A 15,670-nucleotide genomic window follows, 5' to 3' on the forward strand; every position below is an offset into this window, starting at 1 on the left:
TTTTAGTAGAAAATTGATATGTAAACGCGACACAAAAATGTCGTAGATCGGATAGTTCGCCCTCTAACAGTGCGTTTGTCGCCTAAATTCGTTAGGCTACTCGCCATTTTTGCGTCCGCGCCCACAAGGCAGCAACGCGCTAAAAGGGTTGGTCTCATACGGACCGACAGCATTTCCCTCACCCATAGGGAAATCCCTCTCTAAATTCCGATTCAGTAGTGTGGTATTTCCTTAATGAAAGTGTTGAAAGGCCAGGACATCCTGGCACTTGGTTTTATGACGTTTGCCCTGTTCGTGGGCGCCGGCAACATCATCTTCCCGCCTATCGTCGGTTTGCAGTCCGGGCCTCATGTCTGGATGGCGGCGCTAGGTTTCCTCGTCACCGCGGTCGGCCTGCCGGTGATCACCGTCGTGGCGCTGGCCAAGGTCGGTGGTGCGATGGATGCATTGAGCAGCCCGATCGGTAAAGTTGCCGGTGGCCTGTTGGCAGCGGCTTGCTACCTCGCTGTTGGCCCACTGTTCGCGACGCCACGGACTGCCACCGTCTCGTTTGAAGTGGGTTTGGCGCCGCTGACCGGCGAAAGCCCGTTGGCGCTGTTCCTCTACAGCTCGGTGTACTTCCTGCTGGTGTTCTTCATCTCGCTGTATCCGGGCCGTTTGCTGGATACCGTAGGACGTTTTCTCGCACCGCTGAAGATCATCGCCCTCGCCGTACTGGGCATCGCCGCATTCGCCTTGCCGGCGGGTGACATTGGTCATGCCACGCCTGAGTACGTGGCAGCACCGTTCTCCCAGGGTTTCATCAATGGTTACCTGACCATGGATACTTTGGGCGCACTGGTGTTCGGCATCGTCATCGTCAACGCCATCCGTTCCCGCGGCATCGAGTCGCCAGCGCTGATCACCCGTTACGCGATCATCGCGGGTCTGATTGCCGGTGTGGGCCTGGCACTGGTCTACATCAGCCTGTTCCGTCTTGGTTCGGGCAGCCATGAAGTGGCCGCCGGTGCCACCAATGGTGCGGCGGTGTTGCATGCCTACGTGCAACACACGTTCGGTTCGTTGGGTAGCGGCTTCCTTGCTGTGCTGATCTCCCTGGCGTGCCTGGTGACCGCAGTCGGCCTGACCTGTGCCTGCGCCGAATACTTCAGCCGTGTCGTGCCTCTGTCATACAAGACGCTGGTGATCATCCTTGCAGCGTTCTCGCTGCTGGTGTCCAACCTGGGCCTGACCAAGCTGATTGCGTTCTCGATCCCGGTGCTGACCGCGATCTACCCGCCGTGCATCGTTCTGGTGGCTCTGAGCTTCTGCAAGGACTTCTGGCATGAGCACAGCCGCATCCTCGGCCCGGTAATGCTGGTGTCGTTCATCTTCGGCTTGATCGATGCACTCAAGGGGGCCGGCCTGGCGGACTGGATGCCGACACAACTGGCCCACCTGCCGCTGAGCGAGCAGGGCCTGGCGTGGCTGGTGCCGTCGGTGATGGTCCTGGTGGTCGCGGTGGTTTGCGACCGTCTGCTGGGCAAGCGCGAAGAAGCGCTGGCGTAAGTTTCACTGGCCCGTCACGAGCGGGCTTTTAAACAACAATGGAAATGCCCCGTATCAATCGATGCGGGGCATTTTTTTTGTGGGGGATGCGGTGCCTTTTCTTCTGCGCTAACGTCGAAGCACTGCAAAGCCCTTTGTGTAGGCGCGAGCTTGCTCGCGAAGAACCAGAGAGTGACGCGTTTATCCAGCAAATGCGCGCCATGGTTTGCGATCTTCGCGAGCAAGCTCGCTCCTACAAGGGTTTCGGTGTTCTGCCACTCCATCACAAGGACCTGCATGTCGTTCATCCAAGCCAACCTGATCCACATTCTTGCCGCCGTCTGGTTCGTAGTCTGTTGGGGCGGTTACACCCGCTATGCCACCTGGAAGGGTCGTGACACAGCCTGCCTGGCCAGCGTGCTTCATCTATACCGTGAAGACTGGATGCGCCGCATGTTGTTGCGTGACAACCGCATCGCCGACGCCAGCGTGATCGGCAACCTGGAACGCAATGCGTCGTTTTTTGCGTCCAGTACGCTGATTATCCTGGCCGGTATCCTCACGGTACTCGGGGCATCGGATCGCGCGGTGTCGCTATTGGCGGATATTCCGATGGTGCAACAGGCTTCCCAGGGCATGTCGGAGATCAAGTTGTTGTGCCTGGCCTTGGTGTTCGTCTATGCCTTCTTCACCTTCAGCTGGTGCATGCGCCAATACAACTTCGCCGCCATTTTGGTGGGGTCGGCGCCGATGGTGGGTGAGCGGCATGTGTCCGAGCAGGAACGCAAAGCCTTTGCCGCCCGAGCGGCACGCGTCATTTCCATGGCCGCCAATCAGTTCAACTTCGGCCTGCGCTCTTACTACTTCGGCATGACCATGCTGGCCTGGTTCGTCAGCCCTTGGCTGTTCATGTTGATGAGTGCCGGTGTGGTGTTTGTGTTGTACCGCCGCGAGTTTCACTCCGACGTCCTCGACGTGATGGTCTATACCCCTACGGAGGCGCCATTGCCCGAGGTCAATAAAGAGGCTGTTTGATGAGTATTCCATTCTGGTGTGTGTTGATCAGTGCGGTACTGATTTACGTGGCGCGCATGCCTGTAACCACCGCCATGAAAGAGCAGGGCGGTTACAACAATCACTTGCCGCGCCAGCAGCAGGCGCAACTCACGGGGCTGGGTGCCCGTGCACTGGCAGCGCATCAGAACAGTATCGAGGCGTTCATACTGTTTGCGGTGGGTGTGCTGATGGCGCATACCACGCAGACAGCGGGATGGCTCATCGACTTGCTGGCGATCATCTTTGTGATCTCGCGAGTTATCTATTTGATCTGTTACTGGAAGGACCTGGCATGGCAGCGCAGCCTGGTTTGGGTGATAGGGCTAGTGTGTTCGTTGTTGTTGATGATTAGTCCGACTTTTCGAACGATTTTGCTCTAACGCTGATGCTGCAGCAAAAACTGCAGGCAAAAGAAAACCCGCACTTGGCGGGTTTTCTTTTATCACGCTAAAAACCGAATTAGTTCTTAGGTGCTTCCGGAGCTGCTTCTTTAGCCGCTTCTGCGTTCGATTCAGCCTGATCTTTGGCGGCTTCGGCGTTTTCTTTTGCAGCGTCGTTCACTTTATCCTGAGCTTTGCTCATGTCTTGCTGAGCTTGCTCAGCATGTTTGGCAGCATCTTGAGCTTTGTCCTCGGATTTTTTATCGCAGGCAGCGAGACCGAGGGAAGCGGTCAACATCAAGGCAATAGCTAAAGTCTTACGCATGGGGTGTTTCTCCTTATGGAAAATATCTATCTGGCCTTAAGAGCCCAGGCGGCAAGGTTAAGTTCCTCAAAATGCTCAGATATATAAGTTTGTTCTAAGGCGGAACTTTTACCAGGACCGCTACTGCATTGTACGAACATTAAATTAGAGTTTTTATCAAATGGCCGAAAACCCCATTTTTGAGCGTGCGACGCGATTTCTCTCGGCATTGCGGCATTGTCAGGTCCTTGGTTTGAGGGTGCACAGCGCCAGCAGCGAGGGCCTCACCGTGGTGCTGCCCTACAGCCCGCAGATCGTCGGCAACCCGCAGACAGGTGTGATTCATGGTGGCGCACTGACATCGCTGATGGACACCGCTTGCGGCATGTCCACCCTCTGCGTGTTGCCGGAATTCGAGGTGTGCCCGACCCTCGATCTGCGCATCGACTACATGCACGCCGCCGAACCCCATAAAGATGTCTACGGTTTCGCCCAGTGCTACCGGGTCACCACTGACGTGATCTTTGCCCGTGGCTTTGCCTACCAGGACGATCCCGAGCAGCCGATCGCCCATGTCGTGGGCACCTTCATGCGCATGGGCAAAAACATCAAGGGCACCAAGGGCTTTGGTGGCGCCATCGCCGGAGGCACGAAATGACTGGTTTTCAAGAACAACTGCAAACGGCCCATGAGAAGGGCGACTACAGTTCGCTGCTGCAATTGATTCCCTACGCCACGCTGATCGGCGTCGAATGCTCGCGAGTGGGGGATGAGTTGCTGTTTCGTCTGCCGGCCAACAAGGACAACATTGGTAATCCTTTATTGCCCGCTATCCATGGTGGCGTGATTGCCGGCTTCATGGAGCTGTCTGCCGCGTTGCACCTGCTGATTGCTACCGGTTCGCCGGGCGTGCCGAAGATTATCGACTTCTCCCTGGATTACCTGCGTGCCGGCCAGTTCCGCGATACGTGGGCTCGATGCCAGGTCTGCCGGCAGGGGCGACGCGTGGCTAACGTGGCGATTACCGCCTGGCAAAGCACCGAAGGCGAGCCGATTGCCACGGCCCGGGCGCATTTCAAACTCGAGGAGCCCTTGAAATCCTGAACTCAGCCCCCAACTCTGATGACAACCCGCCGCCGACCGCTCAAGGTCGCGGCCAATGCCATCTGATTGGAGTTTGATGACCATGAGTGTGGAAACTCAAAAGGAAACCCTGGGCTTCCAGACCGAGGTGAAGCAGCTGCTGCACCTCATGATCCATTCGCTGTATTCCAACAAGGAAATTTTCCTTCGCGAATTGATCTCGAACGCCTCTGACGCTGTAGACAAATTACGTTTCGAAGCGCTGTCCAGGCCAGAACTGCTGGAAGGTGGCGCCGAACTGAAAATTCGTGTGAGCTTCGACAAGGACGCTAAAACCGTCACCCTCGAAGACAACGGTATCGGCATGAGCCGCGAGGATGCGATTACGCACCTGGGCACCATCGCCAAATCCGGCACCGCCGATTTCATGAAGCATCTGACCGGCGACCAGAAGAAAGACTCGCACCTGATCGGCCAGTTCGGTGTTGGTTTCTACTCCGCATTCATCGTCGCTGACAAAGTCGACGTGTACAGCCGTCGTGCCGGCAGCGCCGCCAGCGAAGGCGTGCACTGGTCGTCCAAGGGCGAAGGCGATTTCGAAATTGCAACGATTGAGAAAGCCGAGCGCGGCACTCGCATCGTCCTGCACCTGAAATCCGCTGAAGACGAGTTTGCCGATGGCTGGCGTCTGCGCAACATCATCAAGAAGTACTCCGACCACATCGCCTTGCCGATCGAATTGCCGAAAGAAGTGGCAGCCGCCGAAGGCGAAGAGCAACCGGCCGTTGAGTGGGAAACCGTCAACCGTGCCAGCGCCCTGTGGACCCGTCCGCGTACCGACATCAAGGACGAGGAATACCAGGAGTTCTACAAGCACATCGCTCACGACTTCGAAAACCCGCTGAGCTGGAGCCACAACAAGGTCGAAGGCAAGCTGGAATACAGCTCGCTGCTGTACGTGCCGAGCCGTGCTCCGTTCGATTTGTACCAGCGTGAAGCGCCGAAAGGCCTGAAGCTGTATGTGCAGCGCGTGTTCGTCATGGACCAGGCTGAGTCGTTCCTGCCGCTGTATCTGCGCTTTGTCAAAGGCGTGGTCGACTCCAACGACCTGTCGCTGAACGTGTCGCGGGAAATTCTGCAGAAAGACCCGATCATCGACTCCATGAAGTCGGCGCTGACCAAGCGCGTTCTCGACATGCTGGAAAAACTGGCGAAGAACGAGCCTGAGCAATACAAAGGTTTCTGGAAAAACTTCGGTCAGGTCATGAAGGAAGGCCCGGCAGAAGATTTCGCCAACAAGGAAAAAATCGCCGGTCTGCTGCGTTTCGCGTCGACCAACGGCGACGAGGGCGAGCAGGTTGTTGGTCTGGCCGAATACCTGGCACGCGCCAAGGAAGGTCAGGACAAGATTTACTACCTGACCGGCGAAACCTACGCACAAGTTAAAAACAGCCCGCACCTGGAAGTCTTCCGCAAGAAAGGCATCGAAGTGTTGCTGCTGACCGACCGTATCGACGAGTGGCTGATGAGCTACCTCAGCGACTTCGATGGCAAGAGCTTTGTCGACGTGGCACGCGGTGACCTGGACCTGGGCAACCTGGACTCGGAAGAAGACAAGAAAGCTGCGGAAGAAGTCGCCAAGGCCAAAGAAGGCCTGGTTGAGCGTCTGAAAACTGCGCTGGGCGAATCTGTCGCCGAAGTGCGGGTTTCCCATCGTCTGACCGACTCCCCGGCGATCCTGGCCATCGGTGAGCAGGACCTGGGTCTGCAAATGCGTCAGATCCTCGAAGCTAGCGGTCAAAAGGTGCCGGATTCGAAGCCGATCTTCGAATTCAACCCGGCTCACCCGCTGATCGAGAAGCTCGACAACGAGCAGAGTGACGAGCGCTTCGGCGACCTGTCGCACATCCTCTTTGATCAGGCGGCCCTGGCGGCCGGCGACAGCTTGAAAGATCCGGCGGCGTATGTGCGTCGTCTGAACAAGCTATTGGTTGAGCTATCGGCTTAACTGCGTTGCAAGAAAACCCGCTTCGGCGGGTTTTTTCATTCTGGTGTTCAATTATCAGGAGTCAGAAATGAGCCAAATTACTGTACGTTCCGTGGCCTATCAGATTGATGGTCAATCCTATGAAAGCCGTCTGGCCTTCGATGCTGACCACAAAGGCCCGCGTCCGGGTTTGTTGATGGCGCCGAACTGGATGGGCGTCAGCGCCGGAGCGGAGGAGATCGCCAAGTCAGTGGCGGCCAAGGGTTACGTGGTGCTGATCGCGGACCTTTATGGTCAATCGGTTCGTCCGACGAACAATGACGAGGCGGGCGCGGCGATGACGCCGTTGAAGAATGACCGTCCGTTGCTGCGCAAGCGTATGCAGGTGGCATTCGAACAGCTGCAGGGTCAAGGCGAGGTGGCGGTTGATACCTCGAAGCTGGCGACCTTCGGTTTTTGCTTTGGCGGTTGCTGCGCCCTCGAATTCGCCCGCACCGGTGCGCCGGTGAAGGCGGCGGTGTCGTTCCACGGTACGTTGGACACGCCGAATCCAGCTGATGCGAAAAACATCAAGGGTAAGGTCCTGGTGCTGCACGGCGCCTCCGATCCATTGGTGCCGAAGGAGCAACTGCCGGCGTTCGAAGATGAAATGAATGCGGCGGGTGTGGACTGGCAGCTGCTGAGCTACGGCGGTGCGTTTCACTCGTTCACCGATCCGCATGCCAATGTGCCGGGGATGATGATGTACGACGCCAAGGTCGCTGCCCGGGCGTTCACTTCGATGCATAACTTGCTGGATGAAGTGTTCAAGGACTGAGCATGATTTGGCCGGTGTCAGTGCCGGCTCTATCGCGAGCAGGCTCCCACATTGGCATGCATTCACCTTTGGGAGCGAGCCTGGTCGCGATGGCGATCTAACAGGCGCTGAACTATTTAAGGTAATTCGATTCTCTCAACTTCCCCCGGCACCGTCGGCCAGTCACCGGCCGCCCATTTGCGCCGCGCTTCATCAATCGCCGCCGGATCACTCGCCACAAAATTCCAATTGATCCGTCGTGGCCCATCCAGTGGCGCGCCTCCAAACAGCACCGCATGTGTGTCGCTGTCAGCAGATAAAGTCATTTCCTCTCCGGCGGGCAAAACCACCAGCGCATGCGGTTCCAACGGCTCGCCATCCAGTTGTGCCTCTCCGCTCAGCACATACAGCGCGCGCTCTTCATGCTCGGTGGGGATCAGCAGCGTCGTCGCCGTTTGCAGGTTCAGTTCCGCGTACAGCGTAGGAGACAGCACCGGTACCGGTGATTCCAGGCAAAAGCCCGACCCTGCAATCATGCGGATCTTCACCCCAAGGTTATCGCTGACTGGAAGCGTAGCGGCTGGATGGTGGCTGTAATGCCCCGGACCCTGTTCATGATCCTTGGGTGAAGCCAGCCAGATCTGCAAACCGTGCATCTTGAAACGTTGCTCCCACAGCGGCTGCGGCGTGCGTTCAACGTGGGCGATGGCACTGCGGGCAGTCATCCAGCTCACGTCCCCGGCACTGACCACCTGATCCGAACCGAGGCTGTCCTTGTGCTGAAGCTGGCCTTCAAACAGGTAGGTGAGGGTCGACAGTCCGATATGTGGGTGCTGTCGAATGTTCATGCCTTTGCCCGCCGGATACTCGGTTTCGAGCATGTGGTCGAAAAACACGAACGGCCCGACGCTGCGGCATTTGGCTGACGGCAACGGGCGAAGAATCGGCTGGCCTTCGACATCTTCGGCGCGGGGGCGGATCACGAGCGGAGTGTTCATGGTGCATTCCAGGCTGAGCGGGTGATGCGGTCGAGCATAACCCGCTTGCGCAGACCTTGCCGCTATTGGCTGAACGCACCTTCGGCGAGGTGGGTTTCGATACTGACTTCGCTGGTGGTCATCAACTTGTGGATCGGGCAGCGATCGGCCACGCGGTGCAGTTCGTCACGCTGGGCATCGGTGAGCACGCCCTTGAGGGTCAGTTTCACGTGCAGCGCGTACTTGCCTTTCTGCTCCTGGCTGTTGTCGCGCTTGACCTCGACGCCGACACCGGTGAGCGGGATGTCTTTTTTCTTCGCGTACATTTTCAGTGTCAGGGCCTTGCAGGCACCGAGGGCGGCATCGAAGTAATCGTGCGGCTCCGGCGCCGTTCCCTCGCCGCCCGAAGCGACAGGCACGTCGGCAAAGATTTCGTGGTCATCGATCTGGACGCTGTGACGAAAACCTTCGGCGGAAACGGTATTGACGGTAACGGTCATGGGAAACCTCGCAGGCATCAGGAAAAATCATTCGATCAAAAAAGACCTTGAAGGTATAGAGCATGCCTGCGGGGAAGCGTTCCGGTTTTTTGTCCGGCATGAAAAAGCCCCGCGATTGCGGGGCTCTTCGTATCGATCCGGGGATCAGTTGCCTTTGACAGCCTTGCCGTTGACCGTGCCGTCCAGGAGCATGATGTTGTACTCCTTGCCGTCGGTTTCGACCTGTTGCAGGCGGACCAGCAAGTAGTCCCAATCCTTGGCGAACCACAGCACGGTGATGCGCTTGCTTTGTGTCGGGTCGCGCACGCGCTCGACCTTGATTGCATCGATCTGGCCAGCCTTGGTGTCGACCTTTTCCGAACCCAGCACGCGGAAGTCATAGGTATCGACTTCGCCATCATCGACAACCTGATAGCTCATGCTCTTTTTGCCGGCGGCCACGTCATGCTGCAGTGCCAACTGGTAGGTGGATTTGTCGACCATGCCGCGGTTCAGCGGAATGTTGACCGCGTCACCACGATCAGTGCCGGTCACTTTTTTCGCGGTCCAGTCGAAGTCCAGGTCTGCTTTCTTGGCTTTGCCCAGGCCGCCACGTTCGAAGTGGTAGGACTGTGGTAGCAAGGTGTCTTTGTCGACGGTCAGGGTGCTTTCTTCGGACAGGCTGGCGATCATCATCGAAGCCTTGAAGCTGAGCTTCCAGACGCCGTTGGCTTCCTTGGTCAGGCTGCGTTCGGCGGTGCCGCTCATGGGCAACTGCTTCCAGTCGGCGGTGTAGCTGGCGGAGAAGGGTTGAAGGTCTGCGGCCTGCGCGAAGGGCAAGGCAAGCAGAGCACAAGCGAAGAGCAGGGCGCGACGCATAAAATCTCCTAGGTTCGAATCAAGTGGCCGCTGGCCGCGAGTAACTGTCCATCCAGTAAAGCACCCTGATCGCCAAGTGATAACCGGCCTTCGGCAAACCAGCGCACAGCCATCGGGTAGATCAGGTGTTCCTGTACATGGACTCGCTGCGCCAGACTCTGCGGCGAGTCGTGCAACTCTACCGGTATTACTGCCTGTACGACCAGTGGTCCGCCATCGAGTTCCTCGGTGACGAAGTGCACGGAGCAACCGTGTTCAGTGTCGCCGGCTTCCAGCGCGCGCTGATGAGTGTGTAACCCTTTGTATTTGGGTAGCAGCGAGGGATGGATGTTGAGCAGGCGACCCTGGTAATGGCGTACGAAATCAGCGCTGAGAATGCGCATGAAACCGGCCAGCACCACGAGTTTTGGATTGAATTCGTCGATCAGTTTGATCAGCGCGGCATCGAAGGCTTCACGGCCCTCGAAAGCCTTGTGATCCAGGGAGCGGGTGTCGATACCCGCGTCCCTGGCGCGTTGCAGGCCGTAGGCGTCGGCGCGGTTGGAAATCACCGCAGCGACGCGGATCGGGCTGTCGCCGGTCCGCGTGCTGTCGATCAAGGCCTGCAAGTTACTGCCGGTGCCGGACAACAGCACCACCACATCACAGGTCTGGTGCATCAATGAGCCTTGAGGTTCTTCAGTTCAACCTGAGCCGCGCCTTCGGCAGCGGTGGAGATCTGACCGATGACCCAAGGTTGCTCGCCGGCTTCACGCAGAACGTTCAGGGCTGTTTCAACGTGCTCTTGAGCCACGCAGATGACCATGCCCACGCCGCAGTTCAGTACGCGGTGCATTTCGTTTTCGTCGACGTTGCCTTTCTCTTGCAGCCAGTCGAACACTGCCGGGCGGGTCCAGCTCGCCACGTCAACCACGGCTTGTGCGCCTTTTGGCAGAACACGCGGAATGTTGTCCAGCAGGCCGCCACCGGTGATGTGGGCCATGGCTTTGACAGCGCCGGTTTCCTTGATCAGCTTGAGCAGCGGCTTCACGTAGATACGGGTCGGGGCCATCAGCAGGTCGGTCAGCGGCTTGCCGTCGAGTTGGGTGTTTTCGATGTCGGCACCGGAGACTTCGATGATCTTGCGGATCAGCGAGTATCCGTTGGAGTGCGGGCCGGAGGACGGCAGGGCCAGCAGGGCATCGCCAGCAGCGACTTTGGAACCGTCGATGATTTCGGACTTTTCCACCACGCCGACGCAGAAACCGGCCAGGTCGTAGTCTTCGCCTTCGTACATGCCAGGCATTTCAGCGGTTTCGCCGCCTACCAGGGAGCAGCCGGAGAGCTCGCAGCCTGCGCCGATGCCGGTCACGACCTGAGCGGCGGTGTCGACGTTCAGTTTGCCGGTTGCATAGTAGTCGAGGAAGAACAGCGGCTCGGCGCCGCATACGACCAGGTCGTTGACGCACATGGCAACCAGGTCGATGCCGATGCTGTCGTGCTTGTTCAGGTTCAGGGCCAGGCGCAGCTTGGTGCCGACGCCGTCAGTACCGGAAACCAGCACAGGCTGCTTGTAGCCGGCCGGGATTTCGCAGAGGGCGCCGAAACCGCCCAGGCCGCCCATGACTTCCGGGCGCGCAGTGCGCTTGGCGACGCTCTTGATGCGTTCGACCAATGCTTCACCGGCGTCGATGTCTACACCGGCGTCCTTGTAGCTCAGGGAGGGTTGCTTGCTCATGATCCAGGCCTTTAGGGGGGATTCAGGGGTAACGACCGAGTCCAGCGGGGCCGCCGAAATCGACGAAGGCGATTGCCTCACACGAATTTCGAGGGTGCCCGGCTGTTGCCGGTCTGCGAAGGCGCGCGATTTTATCAGGCTTGAAGGGCAGCGGCCATCCTCAGGCCGACGGCAGGGCCATATCCGCCTAAAAAAACCGTAATTCTTTTACGTTGATGGCATCCTCCTGACCTGAGCAAGGTATCGCCATTAACCGTCTATCGTTATGACAGTGCGAAAACTTACCCAGGACGTGTGAATGTTTTGCGCCGGGCGATGGTCACAGCCCTGCTCGATCGTCTCATGCGATCTGTTCCAGCCGCTCTTGTCGTCAGGAATCTTCCATGCGTTTTTGTAAATTCTTGTTTGTAGGCTGTTTGTCATTGGTCAGCCTGGTCAGTCATGCCGAAACCGTTAAAGGCCTTTATCAAGTTCGCGAACCGGTCAGTGGCCAGTCGCCGGAAGAGCGCGACCAGGCGACTCAGCGCGCCCTCGATACACTGGTCTTGCGCCTGACGGGCGACCCCAAGGCGGCGCAAAGTCCGGGTTTGGCGGCGGTCCGCAAAGACCCGCAACAAATCATCACTCAGTTTGGCTATGACGCCGGACCGCCGGAAGTCCTGAAGGTCGATTTCGATCCGGGCACCACCGAACAGGCATTGCGCCGCGCCGGGCTGGCGATGTGGGGCGCCAATCGGCCGTCGATCCTCGGTTGGTGGTTGAACGACAACACCGAAGGTTCGAGCCTGGTGGGTGATGGCCAGGCCAGTGCGGTACCCTTGCGCCGTGCAGCGCAACACCGTGGCTTGCCATTACGTTTGCCGCTGGCGGATCTGAATGAACAGATCGTCGCCACCGCACCGAATCTGGAAAGTGCTGATCCGACGCCGCTGCGCAGCGCCTCGGAACGTTACAATGCCGACGCCTTGCTGGCGGTGCACGCCCGTGAAGAGGGGGGGCAGTGGCAAGCCAAATGGCGTTTGTGGCTGGGCGATCAAAAAGAGGCAGGCAACGTTCAAGGTGCGGATCAGGCGGCCGTGGCGGACGCCGTGATGCTGGCGGTCAACGAGCGACTGGCGCCGCGATTCGTCGCCAAGCCTGGGGCTTCGACCCCGCAATTGCTGGAAGTGAAGGGCATGAATCTTGAGCGTTATGCAGCCCTGGGGCGTTTGCTTGAGCCTTTTGGCGGGCGTCCGCAAAGCGTCGATGGCGACCGGATTCTTTATCGGGTCAACGGCAGTGCCGAGCAGTTGCGGGCGCAATTGTCGCTGGCGAAATTGCAGGAAGTTGCAGTGGCGCCGGCAGCCGCTCCGGCTTCGGCTCCCGTTCCGCCGGCAGCCGACGGTGCAGCGGCGCCTGTCGTGACGCTTGCGCCGGCACCGACACCGCAAATGAGTTTCCGCTGGTAGGTTTTTCTTTCTTTATATAGAAGCAATGGAGTGGTTTATGGGCGATACGCGGCGTTGGTTCTGGTTGGGTGCAGTGGTTTTGCTCTGCGCATTTATCTGGCTGTTGCATCCGATCCTCACGCCGTTCCTGGTGGCGTTGCTGCTGGCTTATCTGTTCGATCCAGTGGTGGACCGGCTGGAAAGGGCCGGGCTGTCACGGACCTGGGGCGTGATCACGGTGTTCGCATTGTTCACTCTGATCGTCACCACGCTGTTGCTGGTGTTGGTGCCGATGCTCGCCAAACAGCTGTTCCGCTTGTATGAACTGGCGCCACAGATGCTCGATTGGTTGCAGCACACCGCGCTGCCATGGGCGCAATCGAAATTTGGTCTGTCGGAAGGCTTCTGGAGATTCGACAAGCTCAAGGCAGCCATCAGCGAGCACATGGGGCAAACCACGGACATTGTCGGCGTGGTGCTGACTCAAGCCACGGCATCGGGCCTGGCGCTGATTGCCTGGCTGGCGAACCTGGTGCTGATTCCGGTGGTGAGTTTTTACCTGCTGCGCGATTGGGACCTGATGATGGCCAAGATCCGCAGCCTGCTGCCCCGTGATCGCGAAGAACGGGCAGTGATGCTGGCCGGTGAGTGCCATGAAGTGCTGGGGGCGTTCGTTCGCGGACAATTATTGGTGATGCTGGCGCTGGGCGTGATCTACGCTGCGGGCCTGATGCTGGTGGGGTTGGAATTGGGTCTGTTGATTGGCCTGATTGCCGGTCTGGCGGCGATCGTGCCGTACATGGGGTTTGTCATCGGCATTGGCGCGGCATTGATTGCTGGCCTGTTCCAGTTCGGCGGCGATCTGTATCCGATGGCGGGTATCGTCGCAGTGTTCATGGTCGGTCAGGCGCTTGAGGGGATGGTGCTGACGCCGTTACTGGTCGGGGATCGCATCGGGCTGCACCCGGTGGCGGTGATCTTCGCGATTCTCGCCGGCGGTGAGTTGTTCGGTTTTACCGGTGTTTTGCTGGCGTTGCCGGTGGCGGCGGTGATCATGGTGCTGGTGCGTCATGTTCATGATTTGTATAAGGATTCAGATATCTACAGCGGTGTTGACGAGCCGGAGCTTTAGACTGCTACGCAGGCAACCCGAATTGATGCCGGGTTGCCACCCGCAGCGCCAAAGAAACTGTCATAAAACCGGAGCGTCAACGCAAACCTTTGATTTTGCTTGTGGTCTGTCGCATTGTGCGGTCGGCTTCACGGGTATAAACTTCGCAAACTTTACACAGAGGCCACTAACGGTTCCTTTGGAACTGTTCAGTCAGCATGAAACCGATTCAGCTGCCCCTAGGTGTGCGTCTGCGTGACGACGCCACCTTTATCAACTACTACCCAGGCGCCAATGCCGCTGCACTCGGCTATGTCGAGCGGCTGTGCGAAGCCGACGCCGGGTGGACCGAAAGCCTGATATACCTCTGGGGCAAGCATGGGGTAGGGCGCACGCATCTGTTGCAGGCCGCTTGCCTGCGTTTCGAACAGATGGGGGAGCCGGCGGTGTATCTGCCGCTGGCCGAGTTGATGGATCGCGGCATCGAAATCCTCGACAACCTTGAACAGTACGAACTGGTTTGCCTCGATGACTTGCATGCAGTGGCAGGCAAGGCGGATTGGGAAGAGGCGCTGTTCCATCTGTTCAATCGTCTGCGCGACAGCGGTCGGCGTTTGCTGATTGCCGCGTCGACCTCTCCGCGTGAGTTGCCGGTGAAACTGGCGGACCTCAAATCCCGCCTGACCCTGGCGCTGATCTTCCAGATGCGCCCGCTCTCCGACGAAGACAAATTGCGTGCCCTGCAACTGCGCGCATCCCGTCGTGGCCTGCACCTGACGGATGAAGTCGGGCATTTCATTCTGACTCGCGGCACCCGCAGCATGAGTGCGCTTTTCGAGTTGCTTGAACAGCTCGATCAGGCCTCCCTTCAAGCGCAGCGCAAGCTGACTATCCCCTTCCTGAAAGAAACCCTGGGCTGGTAGCTGAGCCGGGCAAATTCGGGGTGTGCAACGGTTTAAAGCATATTTCAGGCGCCAGAAAATCCGCTTTCCTGCAATGTGCAGGCTGCGCGAACGATCAAAATGGGCTTAAGCGCTTAGATGTAAACGAGAAACCGAGAAGTCACAAAAAGATCGATTGAATTTGCAAATGAGGTTGATAGCGGGCATAGTCTCGGCTTCTTTACAACTATCAGCCACGGTCGTGCCCATGCTAAATCGCTTTGCACCCCTCGTGCCTCTCGCACTCGTTACCCTGCTGTTCGGTTGCGCTGCCCACTCTCCAGTGTCGCAGCAAGCGCAACAACAGCAGGCTCAAAACTCGGTTACCGCCCAGTCTTCCGTTCGTTATCAAGACTCTCTTTACCAGGAAGAAGTGGCCACCGAAAAAGAACTGGCCGCCTTTTCCGACGGCAAGTCCTACCAGCTACCGGTTCTGGCCGACAGCATCCTCGAACGCGGCATGTCCCTGATCGGTACCCGTTACCGTTTCGGCGGCACCTCTGAAGCCGGTTTCGATTGCAGCGGTTTCATCGGTTATCTGTTCCGTGAGGAAGCCGGCATGAACCTGCCGCGCTCCACCCGCGAAATGATCAACGTCGACGCACCGCTGGTCTCGCGCAGCAAGCTTGAGCCGGGTGATCTGCTGTTTTTCGCAACCAATGGCCGTCGCGGTCGCGTCAGTCACGCCGGGATCTACCTGGGTGACAACCAGTTCATCCATTCCAGCAGCCGCCGCAGCGGTGGTGTGCGGATCGACAGCTTGGGCGACAGCTACTGGAGCAAGACCTTCATCGAAGCCAAGCGCGCACTCGCCATGGCTCCAGGCGCTTCTCCGATCGTCACCGCACGCAAGTAAGCGGACAGTTTGTAAGGTTAACTTAAAGTCTTACTTGAAGTTTGCCTGATAAGCGCTAGAATTCTGATCTATCAATGATGGCAAACCGCCTGCGTACTGCGCAGGCGGTTTTCTTTTCTGCGTCCCCAGCAGAAAAAAGCCGCAGCCAGA

Annotated in this window: 18 protein-coding genes; 11 read left to right on the forward strand and 7 right to left on the reverse strand. The window is 58.2% G+C overall.

Annotation, left to right across the window (positions count from 1 at the left end; all coding sequences use genetic code 11):
• Positions 1 to 234: 234 nt before the first annotated feature.
• A complete protein-coding gene (gene brnQ / locus ACNYC6_RS21770; protein ID WP_419709096.1) occupies positions 235 to 1,548 on the forward strand; it encodes a branched-chain amino acid transport system II carrier protein in 1,314 nt (437 codons plus the stop codon).
• A 14-nt stretch (positions 1,549 to 1,562) separates the two neighbouring features.
• On the opposite strand, the gene ACNYC6_RS21775 is transcribed toward brnQ, so the two are convergent.
• Positions 1,563 to 1,835, reverse strand: coding sequence for a hypothetical protein (locus tag ACNYC6_RS21775; RefSeq protein WP_419709097.1), 273 nt, complete (start codon positions 1,833 to 1,835; stop codon positions 1,563 to 1,565).
• Between ACNYC6_RS21775 and ACNYC6_RS21780 the strand changes: the two genes are divergently transcribed.
• A complete protein-coding gene (locus ACNYC6_RS21780) occupies positions 1,825 to 2,562 on the forward strand; it encodes a DUF599 domain-containing protein (RefSeq protein WP_419709098.1) in 738 nt (245 codons plus the stop codon). The genes ACNYC6_RS21775 and ACNYC6_RS21780 overlap by 11 nt on opposite strands.
• The gene (locus tag ACNYC6_RS21785; RefSeq protein WP_419709099.1) at positions 2,562 to 2,963 is read left to right on the forward strand and encodes an MAPEG family protein; all 402 of its coding nucleotides are present in this window, start codon (positions 2,562 to 2,564) and stop codon (positions 2,961 to 2,963) included. The genes ACNYC6_RS21780 and ACNYC6_RS21785 overlap by 1 nt, the downstream gene beginning before the upstream one ends.
• Positions 2,964 to 3,042: 79 nt before the next feature.
• Here ACNYC6_RS21785 and ACNYC6_RS21790 read toward each other — a convergent pair whose 3' ends face one another.
• On the reverse strand, positions 3,043 to 3,288 hold the full coding sequence (locus ACNYC6_RS21790; RefSeq protein WP_150702767.1) for a hypothetical protein: 246 nt from the start codon (positions 3,286 to 3,288) through the stop codon (positions 3,043 to 3,045).
• 160 nt (positions 3,289 to 3,448) lie between these two features.
• Between ACNYC6_RS21790 and ACNYC6_RS21795 the strand changes: the two genes are divergently transcribed.
• From ACNYC6_RS21795 to ACNYC6_RS21810, 4 genes are all read left to right on the forward strand, one after another.
• Positions 3,449 to 3,925, forward strand: a complete 477-nt coding sequence (locus tag ACNYC6_RS21795) for a PaaI family thioesterase (RefSeq protein WP_419709100.1) — start codon at positions 3,449 to 3,451, stop codon at positions 3,923 to 3,925.
• Positions 3,922 to 4,371: a PaaI family thioesterase gene (locus tag ACNYC6_RS21800; protein WP_419709101.1), complete on the forward strand. Its 450-nt coding sequence runs from the start codon at positions 3,922 to 3,924 to the stop codon at positions 4,369 to 4,371. Before ACNYC6_RS21795 ends, ACNYC6_RS21800 begins: the two co-directional genes overlap by 4 nt.
• A gap of 82 nt (positions 4,372 to 4,453) precedes the next feature.
• Positions 4,454 to 6,358 carry a molecular chaperone HtpG gene (htpG, locus tag ACNYC6_RS21805; protein WP_419709102.1) on the forward strand — a complete coding sequence of 635 codons (1,905 nt, stop codon included), beginning with the start codon at positions 4,454 to 4,456 and terminating at the stop codon, positions 6,356 to 6,358.
• Positions 6,359 to 6,425: 67 nt separating this feature from the next.
• On the forward strand, positions 6,426 to 7,154 hold the full coding sequence (locus ACNYC6_RS21810; RefSeq protein ID WP_419709103.1) for a dienelactone hydrolase family protein: 729 nt from the start codon (positions 6,426 to 6,428) through the stop codon (positions 7,152 to 7,154).
• Between the two features lie 116 nt (positions 7,155 to 7,270).
• Here ACNYC6_RS21810 and ACNYC6_RS21815 read toward each other — a convergent pair whose 3' ends face one another.
• The 5 genes from ACNYC6_RS21815 to purM form a co-directional block, all read right to left on the reverse strand.
• Entirely contained in the window at positions 7,271 to 8,131 is an 861-nt protein-coding gene (locus tag ACNYC6_RS21815) for a pirin family protein (RefSeq protein ID WP_419709104.1), read from the reverse strand.
• A 62-nt stretch (positions 8,132 to 8,193) separates the two neighbouring features.
• Complete coding sequence (locus ACNYC6_RS21820) at positions 8,194 to 8,610, reverse strand: OsmC family protein (RefSeq protein ID WP_419709105.1); 417 nt, start codon at positions 8,608 to 8,610, stop codon at positions 8,194 to 8,196.
• Positions 8,611 to 8,754: 144 nt separating this feature from the next.
• The gene (locus ACNYC6_RS21825; protein WP_419709106.1) at positions 8,755 to 9,468 is read right to left on the reverse strand and encodes a DUF3108 domain-containing protein; all 714 of its coding nucleotides are present in this window, start codon (positions 9,466 to 9,468) and stop codon (positions 8,755 to 8,757) included.
• A gap of 8 nt (positions 9,469 to 9,476) precedes the next feature.
• Positions 9,477 to 10,127, reverse strand: a complete 651-nt coding sequence (purN, locus tag ACNYC6_RS21830; RefSeq protein WP_419709107.1) for a phosphoribosylglycinamide formyltransferase — start codon at positions 10,125 to 10,127, stop codon at positions 9,477 to 9,479.
• A complete protein-coding gene (purM, locus tag ACNYC6_RS21835) occupies positions 10,127 to 11,185 on the reverse strand; it encodes a phosphoribosylformylglycinamidine cyclo-ligase (RefSeq protein ID WP_034146362.1) in 1,059 nt (352 codons plus the stop codon). Before purM ends, purN begins: the two co-directional genes overlap by 1 nt.
• A gap of 383 nt (positions 11,186 to 11,568) precedes the next feature.
• Between purM and ACNYC6_RS21840 the strand changes: the two genes are divergently transcribed.
• The 4 genes from ACNYC6_RS21840 to ACNYC6_RS21855 all read left to right on the forward strand — a co-directional run bounded on the left by ACNYC6_RS21840 (position 11,569) and on the right by ACNYC6_RS21855 (position 15,520).
• Positions 11,569 to 12,633, forward strand: a complete 1,065-nt coding sequence (locus tag ACNYC6_RS21840) for a DUF2066 domain-containing protein (RefSeq protein WP_419709108.1) — start codon at positions 11,569 to 11,571, stop codon at positions 12,631 to 12,633.
• Between the two features lie 37 nt (positions 12,634 to 12,670).
• Positions 12,671 to 13,744, forward strand: coding sequence for an AI-2E family transporter (locus tag ACNYC6_RS21845; RefSeq protein WP_419709109.1), 1,074 nt, complete (start codon positions 12,671 to 12,673; stop codon positions 13,742 to 13,744).
• A gap of 197 nt (positions 13,745 to 13,941) precedes the next feature.
• A complete protein-coding gene (gene hda, locus ACNYC6_RS21850) occupies positions 13,942 to 14,646 on the forward strand; it encodes a DnaA regulatory inactivator Hda (protein WP_338582304.1) in 705 nt (234 codons plus the stop codon).
• A gap of 226 nt (positions 14,647 to 14,872) precedes the next feature.
• Positions 14,873 to 15,520, forward strand: coding sequence for a C40 family peptidase (locus ACNYC6_RS21855; protein WP_419709110.1), 648 nt, complete (start codon positions 14,873 to 14,875; stop codon positions 15,518 to 15,520).
• Positions 15,521 to 15,670 lie beyond the last annotated feature (150 nt).

It is taken from the genome of Pseudomonas sp. NFX224, from assembly GCF_048565165.1.
GTDB lineage: Bacteria > Pseudomonadota > Gammaproteobacteria > Pseudomonadales > Pseudomonadaceae > Aquipseudomonas.